Origin of the sequence: Rhizobium sp. 2YAF20 (assembly GCF_052114685.1) — a bacterium.
Taxonomy (GTDB): Bacteria; Pseudomonadota; Alphaproteobacteria; order Rhizobiales; family Rhizobiaceae; genus Rhizobium.
Genome location: NZ_JBFRFF010000013.1, coordinates 70,878 through 85,793, shown reverse-complemented (window position 1 = coordinate 85,793; position 14,916 = coordinate 70,878). Strand labels below are relative to the sequence as shown.

Below are 14,916 nucleotides of genomic sequence, written 5' to 3'. Positions count from 1 at the left end.
AGCCGCGCACTATGGTTTCCAACAGAATGAACCACAAGCAGCAAGAGCTGAAGCACAAACGCTGGCATTGACGTTTGATCGTGTCCGGCGTTTCTTTGGCGGATCCAGCGCGCTCAGGAGACGACAGTGACCCAAGAACACGACGACGGCCACCACCATGACGCAGATCATTGGCGCGATCATGGCGTGAAGGTCATTCCAGGCAACTCACTTGATCCGAACACAGCCCAGACGCCGGGCATGAACCGCGCCAGCGCCATCAGCAAGGCACGCGCCGGCGCGGAAAAGATCTGGGCCGGAACGGTGACAATTCACGCCAATGCCAAGACCGGAGCCCACCACCATGGCGACCTTGAAAGCATCATCTATGTGGTCAAGGGCAAAGCCCGCATGCGCTGGGGCGAAAGGCTGGAATTTACCGCGGAAGCCGGTCCCGGCGACTTCATCTTCGTGCCACCCTATGTGCCCCATCAGGAAATCAACGCCAGCCGCGACGAGACGCTCGAATGCGTTCTGGTTCGATCCGGCCAGGAGCCTGTCGTCGTCAATCTGGACATCGAGCCGATCGAGAAGCCGGAAGAGGTCGCCTGGATTGACCCTATCCACAAATAGCGGCCCCCGAAGCGTGCAACTACATTCGCCGTTGAAACACGCGGTCGAGCGACAAGGCTCCAGCCCCGACGGCGGCGAGAACGAACATGCCGCCGGCAATCGCGAAGTCCTTTTCGAAGTGGAGCAATTCGTTCTGGCTGGCGAAGTTGGTGTGGAAAAGCAATGCGGTCGAAAGACAAAACAGGCCCAGCAACGTAGCCCCGACGCGGGCAAGGATTCCAAGAGCGATAGAAAGGCCGCCTGCCAGCTGAAGCGCGATCGTTGCAAGAAGCAGCGGCGTGCTGATGCCAAGCTTGGCCATCGCCTCGGCAGCGCCTTCAAAATTCCACGACAGCGTCATGCCTTCGTGGATGAATATCAAAGCGAGCAGCAGCCGGCCGACGAGCAGGACGACGTCCGCCGGCCGAAGGTCTGCAAAGGGTTTTCCATTTGCCATGGTGAGCTTTCCCATTTTCAATGAAGGGAGGCGGGCGGTTTCCCGCCCGCTTCGTGTCAGTTAACGGCGGCCTTGGCGACGATCGCCTTTTGCAAATCCTCCAACTCCTCGCAACCAGCAGGGCACAGGTTCTGCAAGGAGGCCAGTTGTTCTTTGGCCTTGTCCATATTACCGGTCTCAACATAGAGCTCGCCGAGATATTCGCGCGCGGCCTTGTGATCCGGCTGCAGTTCGAGCGCTTTCGTGTAGTAAGTCAACGAGGTCTTGAAGTCGCCGGTCTTTCTGAGCGTAAAGCCCATCAGATTATAGACGTCAGCCTGTTGATTGTCCTCGGCAAGGCCGCGAAGTTCGTCGAGCGCGCCTGCATAGTTCTTCGCAGCGATTTTCGCCCGCACGGATGTCAGGTCGGGGGCGTCGGTCGATTCCATATTGTCGACGGCCAATGCCGGAAGCGCGGTTGCCGCAAGGCCACTTGCCGTGACGGCGCAGAAGCCGACAAATCCGATAACTGCATATTTCATCATGGTCATTCTCCTTCAGGTGCTCAAGCTTGGATGGTTGGGGTGAATCCGTAGGCACTGCCGTCCTTGACGAAGGTGCCGGATCCCGGGAACGGAAAATGCGAACCGCAGATTTTGATCTTGTCTGCGATGACGCGGTCGATCAGCTTGCGGCGCGTTGTAACAGCCATCGGGCCATCCTGATCATAGATGCCCTCCCACTCAGGATGAGGTGCCAGCAAGGCGGGCACGTACATAATGTCGGCCGAAACGAGCAATTGCTCGGCTCCCGACGTCACGAGATATCCGGAATGGCCGGGCGTGTGGCCGGGGGCAGCGACGAGCTGGACGCCGGGCGCAACCTCGGCGCCATCCTGGACGAGCTTCCAGTTCTTCCATGTCGGAAAGACATCGGCGATGCGCTTGCCTGCCGGGCGCCGGCCTTCTGCAAGCTTTTCAACACGGCCGGGTTCCGTCCACCAATTATATTCGGTAGCGTTGACGACGAGTTCCGCATTGGAAAACACCGGCGCGTTCGTCCCCTTTTCCATCAGTCCCCAAACGTGGTCCGGATGAAAATGCGAGATCAGGATCGTGTCGATGTTCTTGTAGTCGATGCCTGCGGCGGCCATGTTGGCCGGCAGGTGGGTGGCGTTGGCCTGCCATTGCCCGACGCCGGAGCCGGCATCCATCATGATCAGCCGATCGCCGATCTTGAGGACGACGACGGTCAGAGGAATCGGCATGAAATCCGTCGTCTGCCCCGCCTTGGCCAATGCCGCCTTCGTATCATCGATGGAGGCGTTTTTGATAAAGGCCGGGTCATGCGGCTTGCGCCATATGCCGTCATAGATGGCGGTGACCTCGACATCGCCAACGCGGTATTTGTAGTGGCCGACCGTCGGTTCGATCGCCATCTCGGCAAATGCCGGCAACACGAATTCCAGTTTCGATGAAAGGCCGAAGGCTGCTGCTGCAGCCGCGGTTCCGAGGACACCCCGGCGCGTCATTGCGAACATGATCAAATCTCCCTTGGTTTGGCATTTGCCCAGCGGAGACGAGGTCGATACGACGCCTTCGCTGATGAACTAGATCGATGATGCCCTGCACTTATTCCGAGCCAGGCGAGAAAAATTGCTAAGCTATTGATCTGGCTTGCAGGATTTTACGAGCGATTTTGCCGGACGGATTTTTTGAAAGAAACTTCGTCGGCAAGGGAATAAAACGGCGGCTGAAACGATCTGGACAAGGGAAGACAAGATTGCGCTAATCGCACTGGCAGTCTCAGCACGTCGACGAAGCCTAGAGGAAGCAATGACCGATCTTGCAGCGAGATATTTCTTTGCGTTCGATGACCGGCCTTTGCGAGCGCCGCCGCGGAGCGCAGGACGAACGAGGGATAAGGGCGCCCGACTTGGCCTCTTGGCCTTTTTCGGAGCGGTTCGCGAATTTGCAGCGATGGCCGCAGCGACTGGCTTCTTCTCGCAATCAAAGTCATCGGCCGCAATGGCTGCCTCTCAAGGCACGGCAACCCAACGGTTTCAACAGACGGTGATGCCGCATCTCGACAGCGCCTATAATTTCGCGCGCTTCCTCTGCCGAGATGCCGATGCGGCGCAGGATATCGTCCAGGACGCCTTCCTCAGGGCCTTCCGCAGCTTCGAGGGCTATCGGGGCGGCGATCCGCGCGCCTGGTTATTCAGCATTGTCAGAAATTGCTATCACGCCTGGCTGCAGCAACGCCGTCGCAAGACGCGTGTTGAGGTCCCGTTGGACGATAAGGATGCCGACACGGACACGGCGACCATGCCCCAGGAATTCGCGTCGGGTGAGGAATCCGCCGAGACGGCGATGATCCGCGATACCGAGGCGCAGCGGGTTCGGGCTGTGATCAATACGCTGCCGGAGGCGATGCGCGAGGTGCTGATCCTGCGCGAATTCGAGGACCTGTCCTATCGCCAGATCGCCGAGATCATCGATGCGCCGATTGGTACCGTCATGTCGAGGCTTGCCCGCGCACGCGAGGACTTTGGCCAAGCTTGGCTTGAGGCGGAGAAATACGGGTTGGCGAGATGAGCGAAGAAGAAAAGGAGAGCTGCACTGGCTGGACCGCGATGCTGCACGGCTTCGTCGATGGCGAACTCGATTCCGTACACGCCGCAGAGTTCGAGACCCATCTGGCCACGTGCCCCGATTGCAGGAAAGAGATGGAAAAACTTCATGCAGTGAAGCGAACGATCGTCCAGGACGGCGTTAAATGGCAGGCACCGCCGGATGTCCGTTCCCATATCCTTGCGGCGCTGTCACTCGAGAACGGTGCTGCTAGCGCCGCCTTTTCGCCGGCATCCGCCGAGCCCCCCTGGCGGCGCATTCTTCGCTACGCTAGGCAATGGAGCTACATACCCTCGCTGGCGGTCTTGGCGGCGAGCTTGCTGTTGTTCGTGAACGTGGGCAGACAGGAGCTACCCATTCAGAACGAGATCGTGGCGAGCCATGTGCGATCGATGCTGGCCAGCCACCTGACCGATGTCGAGACGTCCGACCAGCACACGGTCAAACCATGGTTCAACGGCAGGATCGATTTTTCGCCTCCGGTTGTCGATCTTGCCCCGCAAGGCTTTCCGCTGGTCGGTGGAAGGGTCGACTACATCGGCGGCAGAGTCGTTGCCGCTCTGGTTTACCGAAGGCACGGCCACATCATCAACCTCTTCGTATGGCCCGGATCGCCGGCAGGCCAGCGGGCTGCGACCCGTGAGGGCTACAATCTTGACGAATGGTCCGCCGGCGGATTGTCGTTCTGGGCAATATCTGACGTAAGTGCAGCCGATCTTGCGACATTTCGGGATAATTTTTCCAAGCAGGCAGGGATTTAGCCCATCACGCCGGCGTCGGGCGCCTGCGCCATGACAGGTTTTTGAGGAGCCCGCGGAGCGGCTTTTCGACGAATTCATAAGCCGCAACGCCAAGAAGAACTCCAGTGACCGTCGAGAGCGTGACGGCGGCGAGCGGCGGGAAAGCCAGTGATTGGGCGACTTTCGCCACTACTGAAATTGCCAGCGTGTGCCAGAGATAGATCGAATAGGAGCCGTTGCCGAGATAGGTGAGCAACGGAATATCCGGCATGGCACCGCCCCGCTCCAGCGACAGCGTCCCCAGAACGAGCGCGACGGCGAGAGGCCCGCAGATGAACTCGTTGAAGTCGAGCTGCATGAGTTGGATGGCGGAAAACCCTGAGAAGGCTGCGATGAAAAGGGGCAGACCAATCGCGGTTGGGGGAAGCCGCCCCTTCAACCAAAGTTCGCCAATCAGCGCGCCGGCAACGAATTCGAGAATGATCGGGCGCGTATAGGTCATCAGGATAGCTGACTGCGGATGGAACACCCAACCGGACAGCGCGAAGGCAGCGAAGATACCAAGGAGAAAAACCAGCCGTATTCGGCGTGCAACAGCCAGGCTTATTGCGAAGAGCGCGTAGAAGAACATCTCGAAATTCAGCGTCCAACCCTGGACGAGGATCGGCCAGATCTCGCCATTGCTCGGCGAGCGCACCGGGATCAGGAAGAGCGATCCCAAAATATGGTCAAGCGTCAGCCTCATGTTCGGAAAGAGGCCGGTCAGCGCGCCGGCGATCATCACAGCCGTGACGATCCAGTAGATCGGGACGATGCGCTGAATTCGGTCGAGCATGAAGCGTGCCGGGGTCAAAGGCCTGCTGTCGCTCATGACCCACATGATGAAGCCGCTGATGACAAAGAAGACATCGACGCCGGCAGCGCCAATCCTGAAGCTGCCGCCGCTTCGCTCCGCCGCGTGAAAAACAACGACCGCTAAGGCGGCAATAGCACGAAGGTACTGGATTCCGTAAAGGGTCTTCATTCTTTGATCAGCGCTCCAAACGCGAAACCGACAGAGTCTTCCATCAAAGACGGGTATGAGCCCCGCAGCGTCAGGACCGCGCGAACTCCATCTGGTCGTAGTAGATCGGCACCGTGGCCTTCGGTGCGGCTTGCACCATCGTGAGTTTTCCGGCGATGAAATAGAGCAGGAACGAGCCCACCTGGTATGGATTGAGAATGTCGATCTCGACGAACGACCGGATCAGCAGCAGCGTCGCAATTCCGAAAAGCACATAGGATTCATTGTTGCGCAGATCACCGAGCAATCGCTTCAGATGACCGACGACGCTGGTGATCAACACCATGCTGAGCAGGATCACGCCGACAATGCCGGTCTCGACGGCCGTCTCTATATATGTGTTGTGAAAATGGAAGCCTCCGCGCGCGGTGATGAAGAACTCCTCCCACAACCGTTCCGGTTCCGAGAAGCCCTGCACCCAATAGGCCTGATAGCCGATACCGAAGATCGGATGCAGCACGGCAGCGGCTATGCCCTGCTGCCAGAGATAGGTCCTGCCGGTCAGCGTCGAATCCTTGCCGAACGCGCCGAGCACCACGTCGGCGGCACCGAGATAGGCGCCCGCTACGACAAAGACGCCGACGAAGACAGCCGCTGCGGTGAACAGCAGTTTACGGTTCCTCGGCGACAGGAAGAGAATGACGCGCATGCCAACACACAGCATCACCACGCCGCCGGTCGTGATGACCGAGGTCGCCGATTGCGCCGCAAGCAGACAGTAGGCAGACAGCAGCCCGACCACACCGCAGCCGATCATCCAGGTTCGCCGCTCGCCGAGAATGAACACGGCTGCGAAGCAGAAATAGATGCCGAGCGAGGCAAAGAGACCGAGCTGGTTCTTGGAATCGAAGGCGCCGACAAAGCTGAACGTGCCGTCGATTGCGTCGTACTCATAACGGCCGAAGGCAAGCGAATAGAGCAGCACCAGCGCCACTCCCGCCACGGCGCCGAGCGTCAGAGTGCGAATATCAAGCACACGCATCGCGATCAGCGCGCAGATGATGTGCGTCATATACTGGATCGCGGCCCGGGCGGTGACGGGGGGAGCCGCTGACCAGAAAATCGAAAGGCAGGCGACGATGCCGAAGGCGAATAGCCAGAGATATTTGCGATAGCTGCCGAGAACCAGCCGATAGTTGACCAGGACAAGCGACAGCCAGAGCGCATAATAGGTCACGACCGAGACCTGGCCGAACCGCGCTGAATAGGCGAACACCATGAAGGACAGGGCAACCGCCACCACGCCATAGGCAAAATTGCTTCCCGGCCGGATGAGGCTCGATGTCGCTACCCTCATGGGAGCTCCTTACCGCATGTAGAGGCCCGCCGTGACCTTGATCAGGTCGCCGGGCAGAACCTGCGTATTCTCATCAGCAGAAATTTCCTTGGGCTTGCCGTTCTCGTCGCGGACAATGGAATAAGCGACATTGACGCCCTGTCCATCGCCGCCAAGATGAGCGGCATCCGCAGATTGAGCCACGGCCTCCTGCATCAAGGTCTGGCTCGTCGTCAGCTTCAGCTGCAGCGTCTCAAGCTCGGTATCGGTATCCTGCATTTCCTGGGCGAGCTGGCTGGCGCGGTCGTTGCGCAGGGTGATTTCGTCCTGGTTGGCCTTGCTGATATCCTGCTTGGCCTTCAGCGATGCGGTATCGATGTCAAGCAATGCCGCCTCGAGATCGGCCGCGCGTTGCTCCGCGGTCAATTTGCGCGCGCTCAATGCCAGACCCTTCTCGGCGAGATCCTCGACCTTGTCGCGATCCTCCTTGGCAAGAACGAGCTGACCGTTCTGTGTATCGGACTTCTTGCCAAGCGTGACAACCTCGCTTTGCAGCAGGGCCTTGAGATCATCAAGCGCCTGGAGCTGCAAGGTGAGTTGCTTTGCCCGCGATTGCATCAGGGCCGTTTCGCTGGCCATCATATCCGCCGCCTGCGGCAGCACCTTCAACTCTGCCGGCATGTCGATCTTGTCGCTGCCGTCGAGCTCCGCCTGGAGGCGCGCCTTGCGCATCAGCAGGCGACCGCGCTCGGCCATGAGTACGACGGCATCGCCCTTGGCGGTGATGAAATCGCGGGCGAAACGTTGTCCGGCGTCGGCCCGACGAAGTCCGCCGCCAAGGCTGATCGCCTTCATTACCGTCAGATTGGGCGCATATGGAAATTCGCCGGGCGTCTGCACCTCGCCGGCCAGATAGATCGGCCGGTATTGCGCGATCTCAACGGAGGCCGACGGCCTGTCGCGGAGTCCGAACTGCTTCTGCAGGGCAACGCCGATCGCATCGGCGATCTCGGCCGTCGTCTTGCCCGCGACGGCAAGGTCCCCGACAAAGGGCAGCGACACATCGCCGGAGGCGCCGACGCTATAGTCACCACTGACGACGGACCAGTCGCGAACAGTGCCTTCCGCCGTCTGCCATTCGGCAACCCGCACCCTGAGCTTATCCATCACTCCGAGATGATAGTCGCCCGAGGCGGCGTTCGCGCTGCCGGTGGCAGCGAAAATACCGAGGAGGATGACGCCCGCGCCGGCAATCGCCGCAGACAGACGTCTTGTTCTTCTGTGAAGCAGGGCTTCGTTCATGCAAAGCTTTCCTGTTGCTTGAGGTAGCCGCTGCCCCGGATGAGCTGGAAGCAGCGAAACCGTTGTCCGGACCAGGGGGCTCAGTAGCTGCCACGCGAAAGGCAGACTGCGGGAATGGTTCTCGCAATGATGAGCATGTCGCGGCTCAGCGACCAGTTCTGGACGTAGTGCGTGTCGAAGGCGACCCGCGATGCGTAGGATACGTCATTGCGGCCGCTGACCTGCCATAGGCCGGTCAGGCCAGGACGGGTCCTGAGATAGTAGACAGCAGCGTGTTCGTAGCGCTCAAGTTCTTCCTCAACCACCGGCCGCGGGCCGACGACGCTCATTTCCCCGCGCAGGATGTTCAACAGCTGCGGCAACTCATCAAGGCTGAGCTTGCGCAGGATCGAACCCACCACTGTAACGCGCGGATCGTTCTGGAGCTTGCGAGTGGCGCGCCACTCTTCAAGCGCCTTCGGATCGGATTGCAGATAGGCCTGGAGCACACGGTCTCCATCGGTGACCATGGTACGGAACTTCAGGCAGCGAAAAGTCTTGCCATTGTGGCCGACGCGCGGATGCCCGTAAAAGGCAGGTCCCTTGTCGGAAAATTTCACTAGCAACACCAGCATGAGAAACAGCGGGCTGATGAAAACGAGTGCCAACAAGGCAGAGGTGAAGTCGAAACTTCTTTTTAGAAACCCACCTGTCGGTGGAAAGATGCCGGATTCAACGGCGCTGAAGAAAGCCGAATTGGCCGATCGTGTCGCGGACTTCATAGAGGTAACTCCACTTATGTTTGGCGATTGGTCGGGATGCCCTCGGAGCGTCTAGATAACGCCATGCAGCAGCGAGTGTATGGTGAGATTTTGTTTTTTTAACCAAATTTTTGTGGCGGACCAAATCCAACGGCCCATTTTGAGGCCCGTACTCGCCATTTTAGTTGATTAGTCATTCCTTATACAGCGGGCTGTATTATGCCACGGTTGGTATAGCCAAGAAACAAATATGACTTTTCTCTTAAATATGGTCAGTTCAGCATTCACTAACGAACATAGGTGTCTAAGCGTTGTCGCCACGATCCTGATCTATCCTGGACATTTCTTCACACCGATCTTCAACGGCGACGGAGAATGCGGCGAATATTGCGTTGCAACATATTATTGCGCCGCACATCTTTAGGCTCACATGCCACAATCTTTGTAATAAAATTTGATTAGCCCGTCGACAATTGTGGCCGAACCGATACCTTTTTGGGTGGTCTAAGTTGCAGCGGATCGGGTTTGCAACGAGACGAACAAAAACTTGCATTCCATTGTGGCAGCAAGAAAAAATCGTCGGCTTTGCTAACCGCTTGCTTACCGCGAAGGTTACAATCTTAAATAAAAGGTGTTGTTAAGCAAGATCAATATCTTTGCGCGGGGGGTCAGATTTCGCTCCTAGAAGGAAGCCAAGCTTTAACGACAATGGCTTAGACTGGTCGTCAATCAGAAAACACGTTCGACAATCAGTTGAAATCCCGCGGCCATTAAAATATATTGTGTTTCAGGCCGTTGGGAGGAGGACAGAGTTCCAATGAAGCTGTCTATGGCGAACGGCATTGCGAGGTAGTCTAATGTACGCGCCACGCGTTTTCGTGAGCATGATCGGAACCTTGGCTGTATTTGCCATCGCGACGTATTTCCTCAGCCATTCCCTGACGACGGCATTGGTCGAAACGGCCATCTGTGCCGTTCTGCTGCAAATCGGCTATTTTGCCGGCATTCTCTTCATGGTCCGGAAGGCGGAGAAGGAACGCAGGAGCACTTTGACTGATTCGGCTGGCGTTTTGGGCTCCGTGTCGGCCCGCAACGACGATAAGGCGGTCGGAATTCCGGCAGGTGGCCTTAATCGCTCCGAACCGTTCAAGCACTGAGCCGACCGGTTTTCGCCCTCCCATATTTGCGTCCGTCCAACCGCCCGCGTCAAAGCTCGCGGTCATAGCCGCCATTTTTTGGCTACACTGTGGTTGCCTCTTGCGCCGACGCGTTCTACGTCTTCGGCAAAGCGATGGAGGTTGACCTGACAGAAACGGCAACAAGCGTATGCGTCATCATCGCGGCCAAGAACGCCGCCGCCACGATTGGCATGGCGGTGGCATCGGCTCTTCGGGAAAGCCAGGTCGCGGAAGTCGTGGTAGTCGACGACGGATCAAGTGATGGAACCGGCGCTGCGGCACTCAGTGCCGACGATGGCAGCGGGAGGCTGAAAATAAGCCGGTTCGAGCAGAACAAGGGCCCTGCTGCGGCGCGCAACCATGCAATCGAGATTTCCGGCGCGCCGCTGATCAGCATTCTCGATGCCGACGATTTCTTTTTCCCTGGACGCTTCGAAGCAATGCTCGATGGCGATGACTGGGATTTCGTCGCCGACAATATCGCCTTCGTCGATGCCGCGACGATCTCGGAAGTGCACGAGAAAGTCGCTCGTTTCGCCCCTGCACCACGCTTTCTCGATCTGGTTGGCTTCGTTGAAGGCAATATTTCCAAACGCGGCGTAAGGCGCGGCGAGATCGGCTTCCTGAAGCCTCTGATGCGCAGATCGTTCCTGGATGCCCATCGACTTCGCTACAACGAGACCCTCCGATTGGGCGAGGACTATGACCTCTACGCCCGGGCGCTTGCCAAGGGTGCGCGCTACAAGATCATTCACAGCTGCGGATATGGCGCAGTCGTGCGTAGCGATTCGCTAAGCGGCCTTCATCGGACCGAAGACCTGCGGCGGCTCTACGAGGCAGACCGGGCTATCCTTGCGGGCTCGAACCTCTCGCCGGCGGCGGCAGCCTCGCTGCGCCGGCACGAGCGCCATGTCCGCGCCCGATACGAGCAGCGACATTTCCTGGATATCAAGGCGCAGTCGGGCATCGGCTCGGCATTTGGCTATGCGCTTGCAAACCTCACTGCCGTTCCGGCCATTGCAGGCCACATTCTTGCCGACAAGACCGAGCGCTTCCGCAATCGCGGCGGCACGCCGCTGGCGTTTGCCGGCAGCGGCGGCCTGCGCTACCTGCTGCGAGATCCCGGCGACGGATAGGCCGGGCACCGGCAGGCCAAAGCAATTCCCGGAAAAGTGCGAAGCGCTTTTCCGGGAATTGCTTAGAAGCAAACACATAGAGCCGTAAGGCGTTTCCGTGAAACGGTGAACGGTTCTAGAAATAGTCGCGGCGAATTTCGCCCATGACGTCGAAAAGCTGCTGCTTGCGACGTGCCAGCACCGCGCCGTCGCTGAGCTGCGGCTTCGCCTTGGCTGCCTGCCACAGGGCGAGAGCCGAGGGTGCAGCCAGAGCCTGCTTCGCCATCACTCTTAGCGACGTCTGGCGAGGTTCCGCGATGGCGACGGTGCCTCCGGACTGCGGTCGGATATGCTTTTCGGGCGTATCGTTGCGTGCAAATTCCACGCCCCAGAACTTCGCGCCCTTGGCGATCGCCTCCGCCCGTGTGGAAACGGGGACGTGCTTGGGTGCGTAGGTGACGCCGACCGTGCTTGCCCAGTCGTTCCACTTGAAACTGTTGATCGACCGCGACGTGCTGACTGCGATCCAGGGAACTCGGAACGCATCGGCGAGAATGGCGCCATGCATGGATTCGGCAACGATCAGCTCCGATTCGGCGATCTCGCGAATGACCGCCTTGGCCTCGCCGCGCGGATCGAGATAGCTCAAACCCACCGTCTTGCAGATTTCCGGCCAGATGCCGGCAGCAGCCGACTCCCAGTGGGGGATGAAGGTGCGGCGGCCGTTCTTCTGCAGTTTTTGAAATTCGGGCATCTCGGTGACCATGACCGCTGGATCGATGATGCCCTTCTCCGGCGAAAGGCCGACCTTCTTCGCTGTCAACGGCCCGCGGACGCAACGAATGTCCCAGTCACTTGCGTTGCTCATATCCGGAAGCGTGCCATACCCAAAGCCGCTGCCGACAACGAGCTTGTGTCCGACCGGTGCCAGGAGATCGGTATTGAGCACGGTACCGACGCCGACCAGCAGCGTCTCCTCGTGAACTTCACGCAGACCGGGGAGCAGAAAATCCCAGAGCCAAAGGTTAAGATCGTCACCGAAATTGCCATGGTCCGATTCCCAATAGAACGGCTTCATCGAGGTCTCCTTGTTCTCTTCAGGAAAGGTGGGACGCGGGGTTAGACCGCGCTACATTGGTGCTGAAAGTTCGCATAAACGAATTTGCTGCATGAGCGAAGGCTAACGGGAGATTTTGCCGACGGCAAGCTGCACCGCACTGTGAAGCAGCGCCGGGTCGCGCCAAGCCCATTCGGCAAGCAGGCTCAACTGCGGCAATTTGCGTTGCTTGAGCTGCTTGACCTGACTCCAAAGAGCCAGTTTTCGCGCCGTATTCTTGTAGGAGCGAATAGAGGCTACGTCGTTGGGCCTGCGGGAAAAACGAGATTCCAATGTATCGAGTGCTATCCATGTATTGAACTGCTGGCGCGCGAATTGTGGCGATGTGTTATCGATGCTGTGAAAAATATTCATCCCCTCGCCGCGAAGCGCACCTCGTTCGTCACAAAGCAACACCCGCCGTGCCGCCAGCATGCAATCGCAAAAGAACAATATGTCCTCGGCGGCAAGCCGCAAGGCGGCATCGAACCTGATATTCTCGAACAATGGCCTGGCGATCACCATGCACGACAAGTGGAGGAAGCCCCAATCCTTCAGCATGACGCTGGCGATATCGGGAATCTCGATCAACAACGGCTCCTGCGAAAGAGGAGCGACATTTTCCGACTTCGCAAGCTCGGCGATGCTGAAATGATAATAGAATTCGTCGCCGCCGTGGATGGACGCCCAATAGCAGTCCCCGTCAAAGCGCGACAGGCTGTCATAGGCGTTCTGCAGATGCTCCGGCGCCCAGATATCATCGGAATCCAGGAAAGCGACGAAACGCGTCGACAAAGGCACATGGTCGAGCCCCGTATTGCGCGCCCCGCCAGGCCCGGCATTCTTTTGGCGGATCACCGTGATCCTCTCGCGCGCATCACTTGTGAGAGAATTGAGGTCGCCTTCCGGCGAAAGTGGAGATTCGTCATCAACGATGATGATGTCAAAGTCCTGAAATGTCTGCCCTGATATGGAAGACAGAGCCCGCTGCAATATCCCGGCTTCTTTCTGGTAGAAGGGGATAATAATCGTGAATGTCGCCATGTTGTCTGCCCTTGCGAGTTTCGAGAAAGGGTCTGCGGTCTGTTCGGTCAAACTGCGGCCTGCGATCTTCCGGCGCTCTCCAGTCGCTTTTTCTGCAACAATTTCAATGACAAGAGTGTCGCCACGTTCTCTGCGATCGACACGAACTCGACCACGAACAAAGCCGGTTGGAGCACATTATGCAAGACAAGTACATTCGGGCCGAAGTTTGTCGCAGCACCGATCATGATCGGTACGCTCTCCCGAAAACAGCTTATGATTGCGCAAGCCTAATCTCCGGTTGCTCGACCGTTGACGGCAATCGGCTCCATCGATCGGTCTTATTGCCTTAACCAGAACCCACGATTCTCTCCGCAATCGGAAGATGACGTGTCGAAATTCTGCAGCCCATAGAAGGTGGCGCCGCCATATTCTGTCCGCTTTTGGTCAGAAGGCACCCGACTATCCAAAAAAAATCTTCACCTTGCTAACCAACTTCGAGCTAGGCCAAACCTGCCGTAAAGGCAGTTCCGAGACCGCCAATGCCTGCTTTAAATCCTTTGAATGACAACGGTTTTCTCGCGCTTCTTACAGAATGCCCCGCCTCATTTTCCAACGATAATCCGATCGGGCTATCCAGTGTCGAATTGGGACTCGGCGATTTTTTTGCTGCACTGCCATATTTTCTTCCGTGAATTCGCACTAGTTTATGGGTGCGGGCCTAAGTCTGCTCTGGTTGAATTGGCTGCGAAGGGAGGCGTAGCCCAATAGGGTGACTGACAACGTGAACATTTATGCAAACGTCATATCGCGATTGAACGTCAAGCGCGTCACGTCCCGATCGGACGAAAAATATGCGGCGGCGTTCCTGCCCGTGGCAGAACCAACCAATCCCCAAAGCAAAGGTGGCCCCATGACGACTATGATCGCCCATGCGCGAAAACTTTGCCGGACTAGTCTAGCCGTCTGCGGCATCGCCTGCCTTCCATTCGCTGCTCTGGCACAAGAGGACCAGGCGAACGGAACGTCCTTCGTCGATAATTTCGACCATCTCAACAGCGGCCTCTGGTACGTGTCCGATGGCTGGAACAATGGCCCGCATCAGAACTGCACCTGGTCGAAAAAGCAGGTTGGCGTCGAAAACGGCATCCTTCAGCTTCATTTCGCCGAACAAAAGACGTCCGACCGCAGCTATGTCTGCGGCGAGATTTCGTCCCTGAAGCGCTATGGCTACGGCACTTACGAGGCCCGGATCAAATCCGCCTCTTATTCCGGGCTGAACTCGGCTTTCTTCACTTATATCGGGCCGACCGACAAGAAGCCGCATGACGAGATAGATTTCGAAGTGCTTGGGAAGAACACCGGACAGGTTCAGGTAAACCAGTACATTTCGGCCAAGGGTGGCAATGAGAAACTGGTCCCCGTGGCCGGTGGTGCCGACAAGGGCTTCAACGATTATGCCTTCATCTGGGAAAAAGACCGGCTTCGCTATTATCTCAACGGCCGCCTGGTTCAGGAAGTGACCGATCCGTCGAAGATCCCGACCCATGCGCAGAAGATATTCTTCAGCCTGTGGGGCACCGATACGCTGACCGGCTGGATGGGCAAACTCGCCTACAGCCAGCCGGCGACCATGCAGGTAGATCGCCTTGCGTTTACCGCCGCCGGCGAAAAATGCCAATTCCCCGAATCCGTCGCTTGCGCACTGAATTGACCCTGCACG

The 14,916-nt window shown here is 57.9% G+C and carries 16 protein-coding genes; 6 read left to right on the top strand and 10 right to left on the bottom strand.

Annotation, left to right across the window (positions count from 1 at the left end; translation table 11 throughout):
• The first annotated feature begins 126 nt into the window (after positions 1 to 126).
• Positions 127 to 612: a cupin domain-containing protein gene (locus AB4Z52_RS17045; RefSeq protein ID WP_442219113.1), complete on the top strand. Its 486-nt coding sequence runs from the start codon at positions 127 to 129 to the stop codon at positions 610 to 612.
• 19 nt (positions 613 to 631) lie between these two features.
• Here the strand turns inward: AB4Z52_RS17045 and AB4Z52_RS17040 are convergent, their stop codons facing one another.
• From AB4Z52_RS17040 to AB4Z52_RS17030, 3 genes are read right to left on the bottom strand one after another with little or no spacing between them, the layout of a single operon-like run.
• On the bottom strand, positions 632 to 1,048 hold the full coding sequence (locus AB4Z52_RS17040; RefSeq protein WP_442219112.1) for a DoxX family protein: 417 nt from the start codon (positions 1,046 to 1,048) through the stop codon (positions 632 to 634).
• A gap of 56 nt (positions 1,049 to 1,104) precedes the next feature.
• Complete coding sequence (locus AB4Z52_RS17035; RefSeq protein WP_442219111.1) at positions 1,105 to 1,572, bottom strand: tetratricopeptide repeat protein; 468 nt, start codon at positions 1,570 to 1,572, stop codon at positions 1,105 to 1,107.
• A gap of 20 nt (positions 1,573 to 1,592) precedes the next feature.
• Complete coding sequence (locus AB4Z52_RS17030) at positions 1,593 to 2,567, bottom strand: MBL fold metallo-hydrolase (RefSeq protein ID WP_442219110.1); 975 nt, start codon at positions 2,565 to 2,567, stop codon at positions 1,593 to 1,595.
• Between the two features lie 295 nt (positions 2,568 to 2,862).
• Here AB4Z52_RS17030 and AB4Z52_RS17025 point away from each other — a divergent pair, with 295 nt between their 5' ends.
• Positions 2,863 to 3,624 carry a sigma-70 family RNA polymerase sigma factor gene (locus AB4Z52_RS17025; RefSeq protein ID WP_442219109.1) on the top strand — a complete coding sequence of 254 codons (762 nt, stop codon included), beginning with the start codon at positions 2,863 to 2,865 and terminating at the stop codon, positions 3,622 to 3,624.
• On the top strand, positions 3,621 to 4,421 hold the full coding sequence (locus tag AB4Z52_RS17020) for an anti-sigma factor family protein (protein ID WP_442219108.1): 801 nt from the start codon (positions 3,621 to 3,623) through the stop codon (positions 4,419 to 4,421). The genes AB4Z52_RS17025 and AB4Z52_RS17020 overlap by 4 nt, the downstream gene beginning before the upstream one ends.
• 4 nt (positions 4,422 to 4,425) lie before the next feature.
• On the opposite strand, the gene AB4Z52_RS17015 is transcribed toward AB4Z52_RS17020, so the two are convergent.
• From AB4Z52_RS17015 to AB4Z52_RS17000, 4 genes are all read right to left on the bottom strand, one after another.
• The gene (locus AB4Z52_RS17015; protein ID WP_442219107.1) at positions 4,426 to 5,424 is read right to left on the bottom strand and encodes an acyltransferase family protein; all 999 of its coding nucleotides are present in this window, start codon (positions 5,422 to 5,424) and stop codon (positions 4,426 to 4,428) included.
• A gap of 70 nt (positions 5,425 to 5,494) precedes the next feature.
• Positions 5,495 to 6,760 (bottom strand): O-antigen ligase family protein, encoded by a 1,266-nt coding sequence (locus tag AB4Z52_RS17010; RefSeq protein WP_442219106.1) that lies wholly within the window; start codon positions 6,758 to 6,760, stop codon positions 5,495 to 5,497.
• A gap of 9 nt (positions 6,761 to 6,769) precedes the next feature.
• Positions 6,770 to 8,041, bottom strand: a complete 1,272-nt coding sequence (locus AB4Z52_RS17005) for a polysaccharide biosynthesis/export family protein (protein WP_442219105.1) — start codon at positions 8,039 to 8,041, stop codon at positions 6,770 to 6,772.
• An 80-nt stretch (positions 8,042 to 8,121) separates the two neighbouring features.
• Complete coding sequence (locus tag AB4Z52_RS17000; protein ID WP_442219104.1) at positions 8,122 to 8,802, bottom strand: sugar transferase; 681 nt, start codon at positions 8,800 to 8,802, stop codon at positions 8,122 to 8,124.
• Between the two features lie 836 nt (positions 8,803 to 9,638).
• On the opposite strand from AB4Z52_RS17000, the gene AB4Z52_RS16995 reads away from it, so the two are divergent.
• Positions 9,639 to 9,938, top strand: coding sequence for an exopolysaccharide production repressor protein (locus AB4Z52_RS16995; RefSeq protein WP_442219103.1), 300 nt, complete (start codon positions 9,639 to 9,641; stop codon positions 9,936 to 9,938).
• Between the two features lie 146 nt (positions 9,939 to 10,084).
• Entirely contained in the window at positions 10,085 to 11,095 is a 1,011-nt protein-coding gene (locus AB4Z52_RS16990) for a glycosyltransferase family 2 protein (RefSeq protein WP_442219150.1), read from the top strand.
• Positions 11,096 to 11,210: 115 nt separating this feature from the next.
• On the opposite strand, the gene AB4Z52_RS16985 is transcribed toward AB4Z52_RS16990, so the two are convergent.
• The 3 genes from AB4Z52_RS16985 to AB4Z52_RS16975 form a co-directional block, all read right to left on the bottom strand.
• On the bottom strand, positions 11,211 to 12,152 hold the full coding sequence (locus AB4Z52_RS16985; protein WP_442219102.1) for a polysaccharide pyruvyl transferase family protein: 942 nt from the start codon (positions 12,150 to 12,152) through the stop codon (positions 11,211 to 11,213).
• A gap of 102 nt (positions 12,153 to 12,254) precedes the next feature.
• Positions 12,255 to 13,214, bottom strand: a complete 960-nt coding sequence (locus tag AB4Z52_RS16980) for a glycosyltransferase family 2 protein (protein ID WP_442219101.1) — start codon at positions 13,212 to 13,214, stop codon at positions 12,255 to 12,257.
• A 47-nt stretch (positions 13,215 to 13,261) separates the two neighbouring features.
• Positions 13,262 to 13,441, bottom strand: a complete 180-nt coding sequence (locus tag AB4Z52_RS16975; protein ID WP_442219100.1) for a hypothetical protein — start codon at positions 13,439 to 13,441, stop codon at positions 13,262 to 13,264.
• 665 nt (positions 13,442 to 14,106) lie between these two features.
• Between AB4Z52_RS16975 and AB4Z52_RS16970 the strand changes: the two genes are divergently transcribed.
• The gene (locus tag AB4Z52_RS16970; RefSeq protein WP_442219099.1) at positions 14,107 to 14,907 is read left to right on the top strand and encodes a glycoside hydrolase family 16 protein; all 801 of its coding nucleotides are present in this window, start codon (positions 14,107 to 14,109) and stop codon (positions 14,905 to 14,907) included.
• Positions 14,908 to 14,916 lie beyond the last annotated feature (9 nt).

Excerpts from the sequence above, each read along its gene's own strand:
- AB4Z52_RS17040 (WP_442219112.1), bottom strand. The coding sequence starts at position 1,048 with ATGGCAAATGGAAAACCCTTTGCAGACCTTCGGCCGGCGGACGTCGTC.
- AB4Z52_RS17035 (WP_442219111.1), bottom strand. The coding sequence starts at position 1,572 with ATGATGAAATATGCAGTTATCGGATTTGTCGGCTTCTGCGCCGTCACG.
- AB4Z52_RS17030 (WP_442219110.1), bottom strand. The coding sequence starts at position 2,567 with ATGTTCGCAATGACGCGCCGGGGTGTCCTCGGAACCGCGGCTGCAGCA.
- AB4Z52_RS17025 (WP_442219109.1), top strand. The coding sequence starts at position 2,863 with ATGACCGATCTTGCAGCGAGATATTTCTTTGCGTTCGATGACCGGCCT.
- AB4Z52_RS17020 (WP_442219108.1), top strand. The coding sequence starts at position 3,621 with ATGAGCGAAGAAGAAAAGGAGAGCTGCACTGGCTGGACCGCGATGCTG.
- AB4Z52_RS17015 (WP_442219107.1), bottom strand. The coding sequence starts at position 5,424 with ATGAAGACCCTTTACGGAATCCAGTACCTTCGTGCTATTGCCGCCTTA.
- AB4Z52_RS17010 (WP_442219106.1), bottom strand. The coding sequence starts at position 6,760 with ATGAGGGTAGCGACATCGAGCCTCATCCGGCCGGGAAGCAATTTTGCC.
- AB4Z52_RS17005 (WP_442219105.1), bottom strand. The coding sequence starts at position 8,041 with ATGAACGAAGCCCTGCTTCACAGAAGAACAAGACGTCTGTCTGCGGCG.
- AB4Z52_RS17000 (WP_442219104.1), bottom strand. The coding sequence starts at position 8,802 with ATGAAGTCCGCGACACGATCGGCCAATTCGGCTTTCTTCAGCGCCGTT.
- AB4Z52_RS16995 (WP_442219103.1), top strand. The coding sequence starts at position 9,639 with ATGTACGCGCCACGCGTTTTCGTGAGCATGATCGGAACCTTGGCTGTA.
- AB4Z52_RS16985 (WP_442219102.1), bottom strand. The coding sequence starts at position 12,152 with ATGAAGCCGTTCTATTGGGAATCGGACCATGGCAATTTCGGTGACGAT.
- AB4Z52_RS16980 (WP_442219101.1), bottom strand. The coding sequence starts at position 13,214 with ATGGCGACATTCACGATTATTATCCCCTTCTACCAGAAAGAAGCCGGG.
- AB4Z52_RS16975 (WP_442219100.1), bottom strand. The coding sequence starts at position 13,441 with ATGATCGGTGCTGCGACAAACTTCGGCCCGAATGTACTTGTCTTGCAT.
- AB4Z52_RS16970 (WP_442219099.1), top strand. The coding sequence starts at position 14,107 with ATGACGACTATGATCGCCCATGCGCGAAAACTTTGCCGGACTAGTCTA.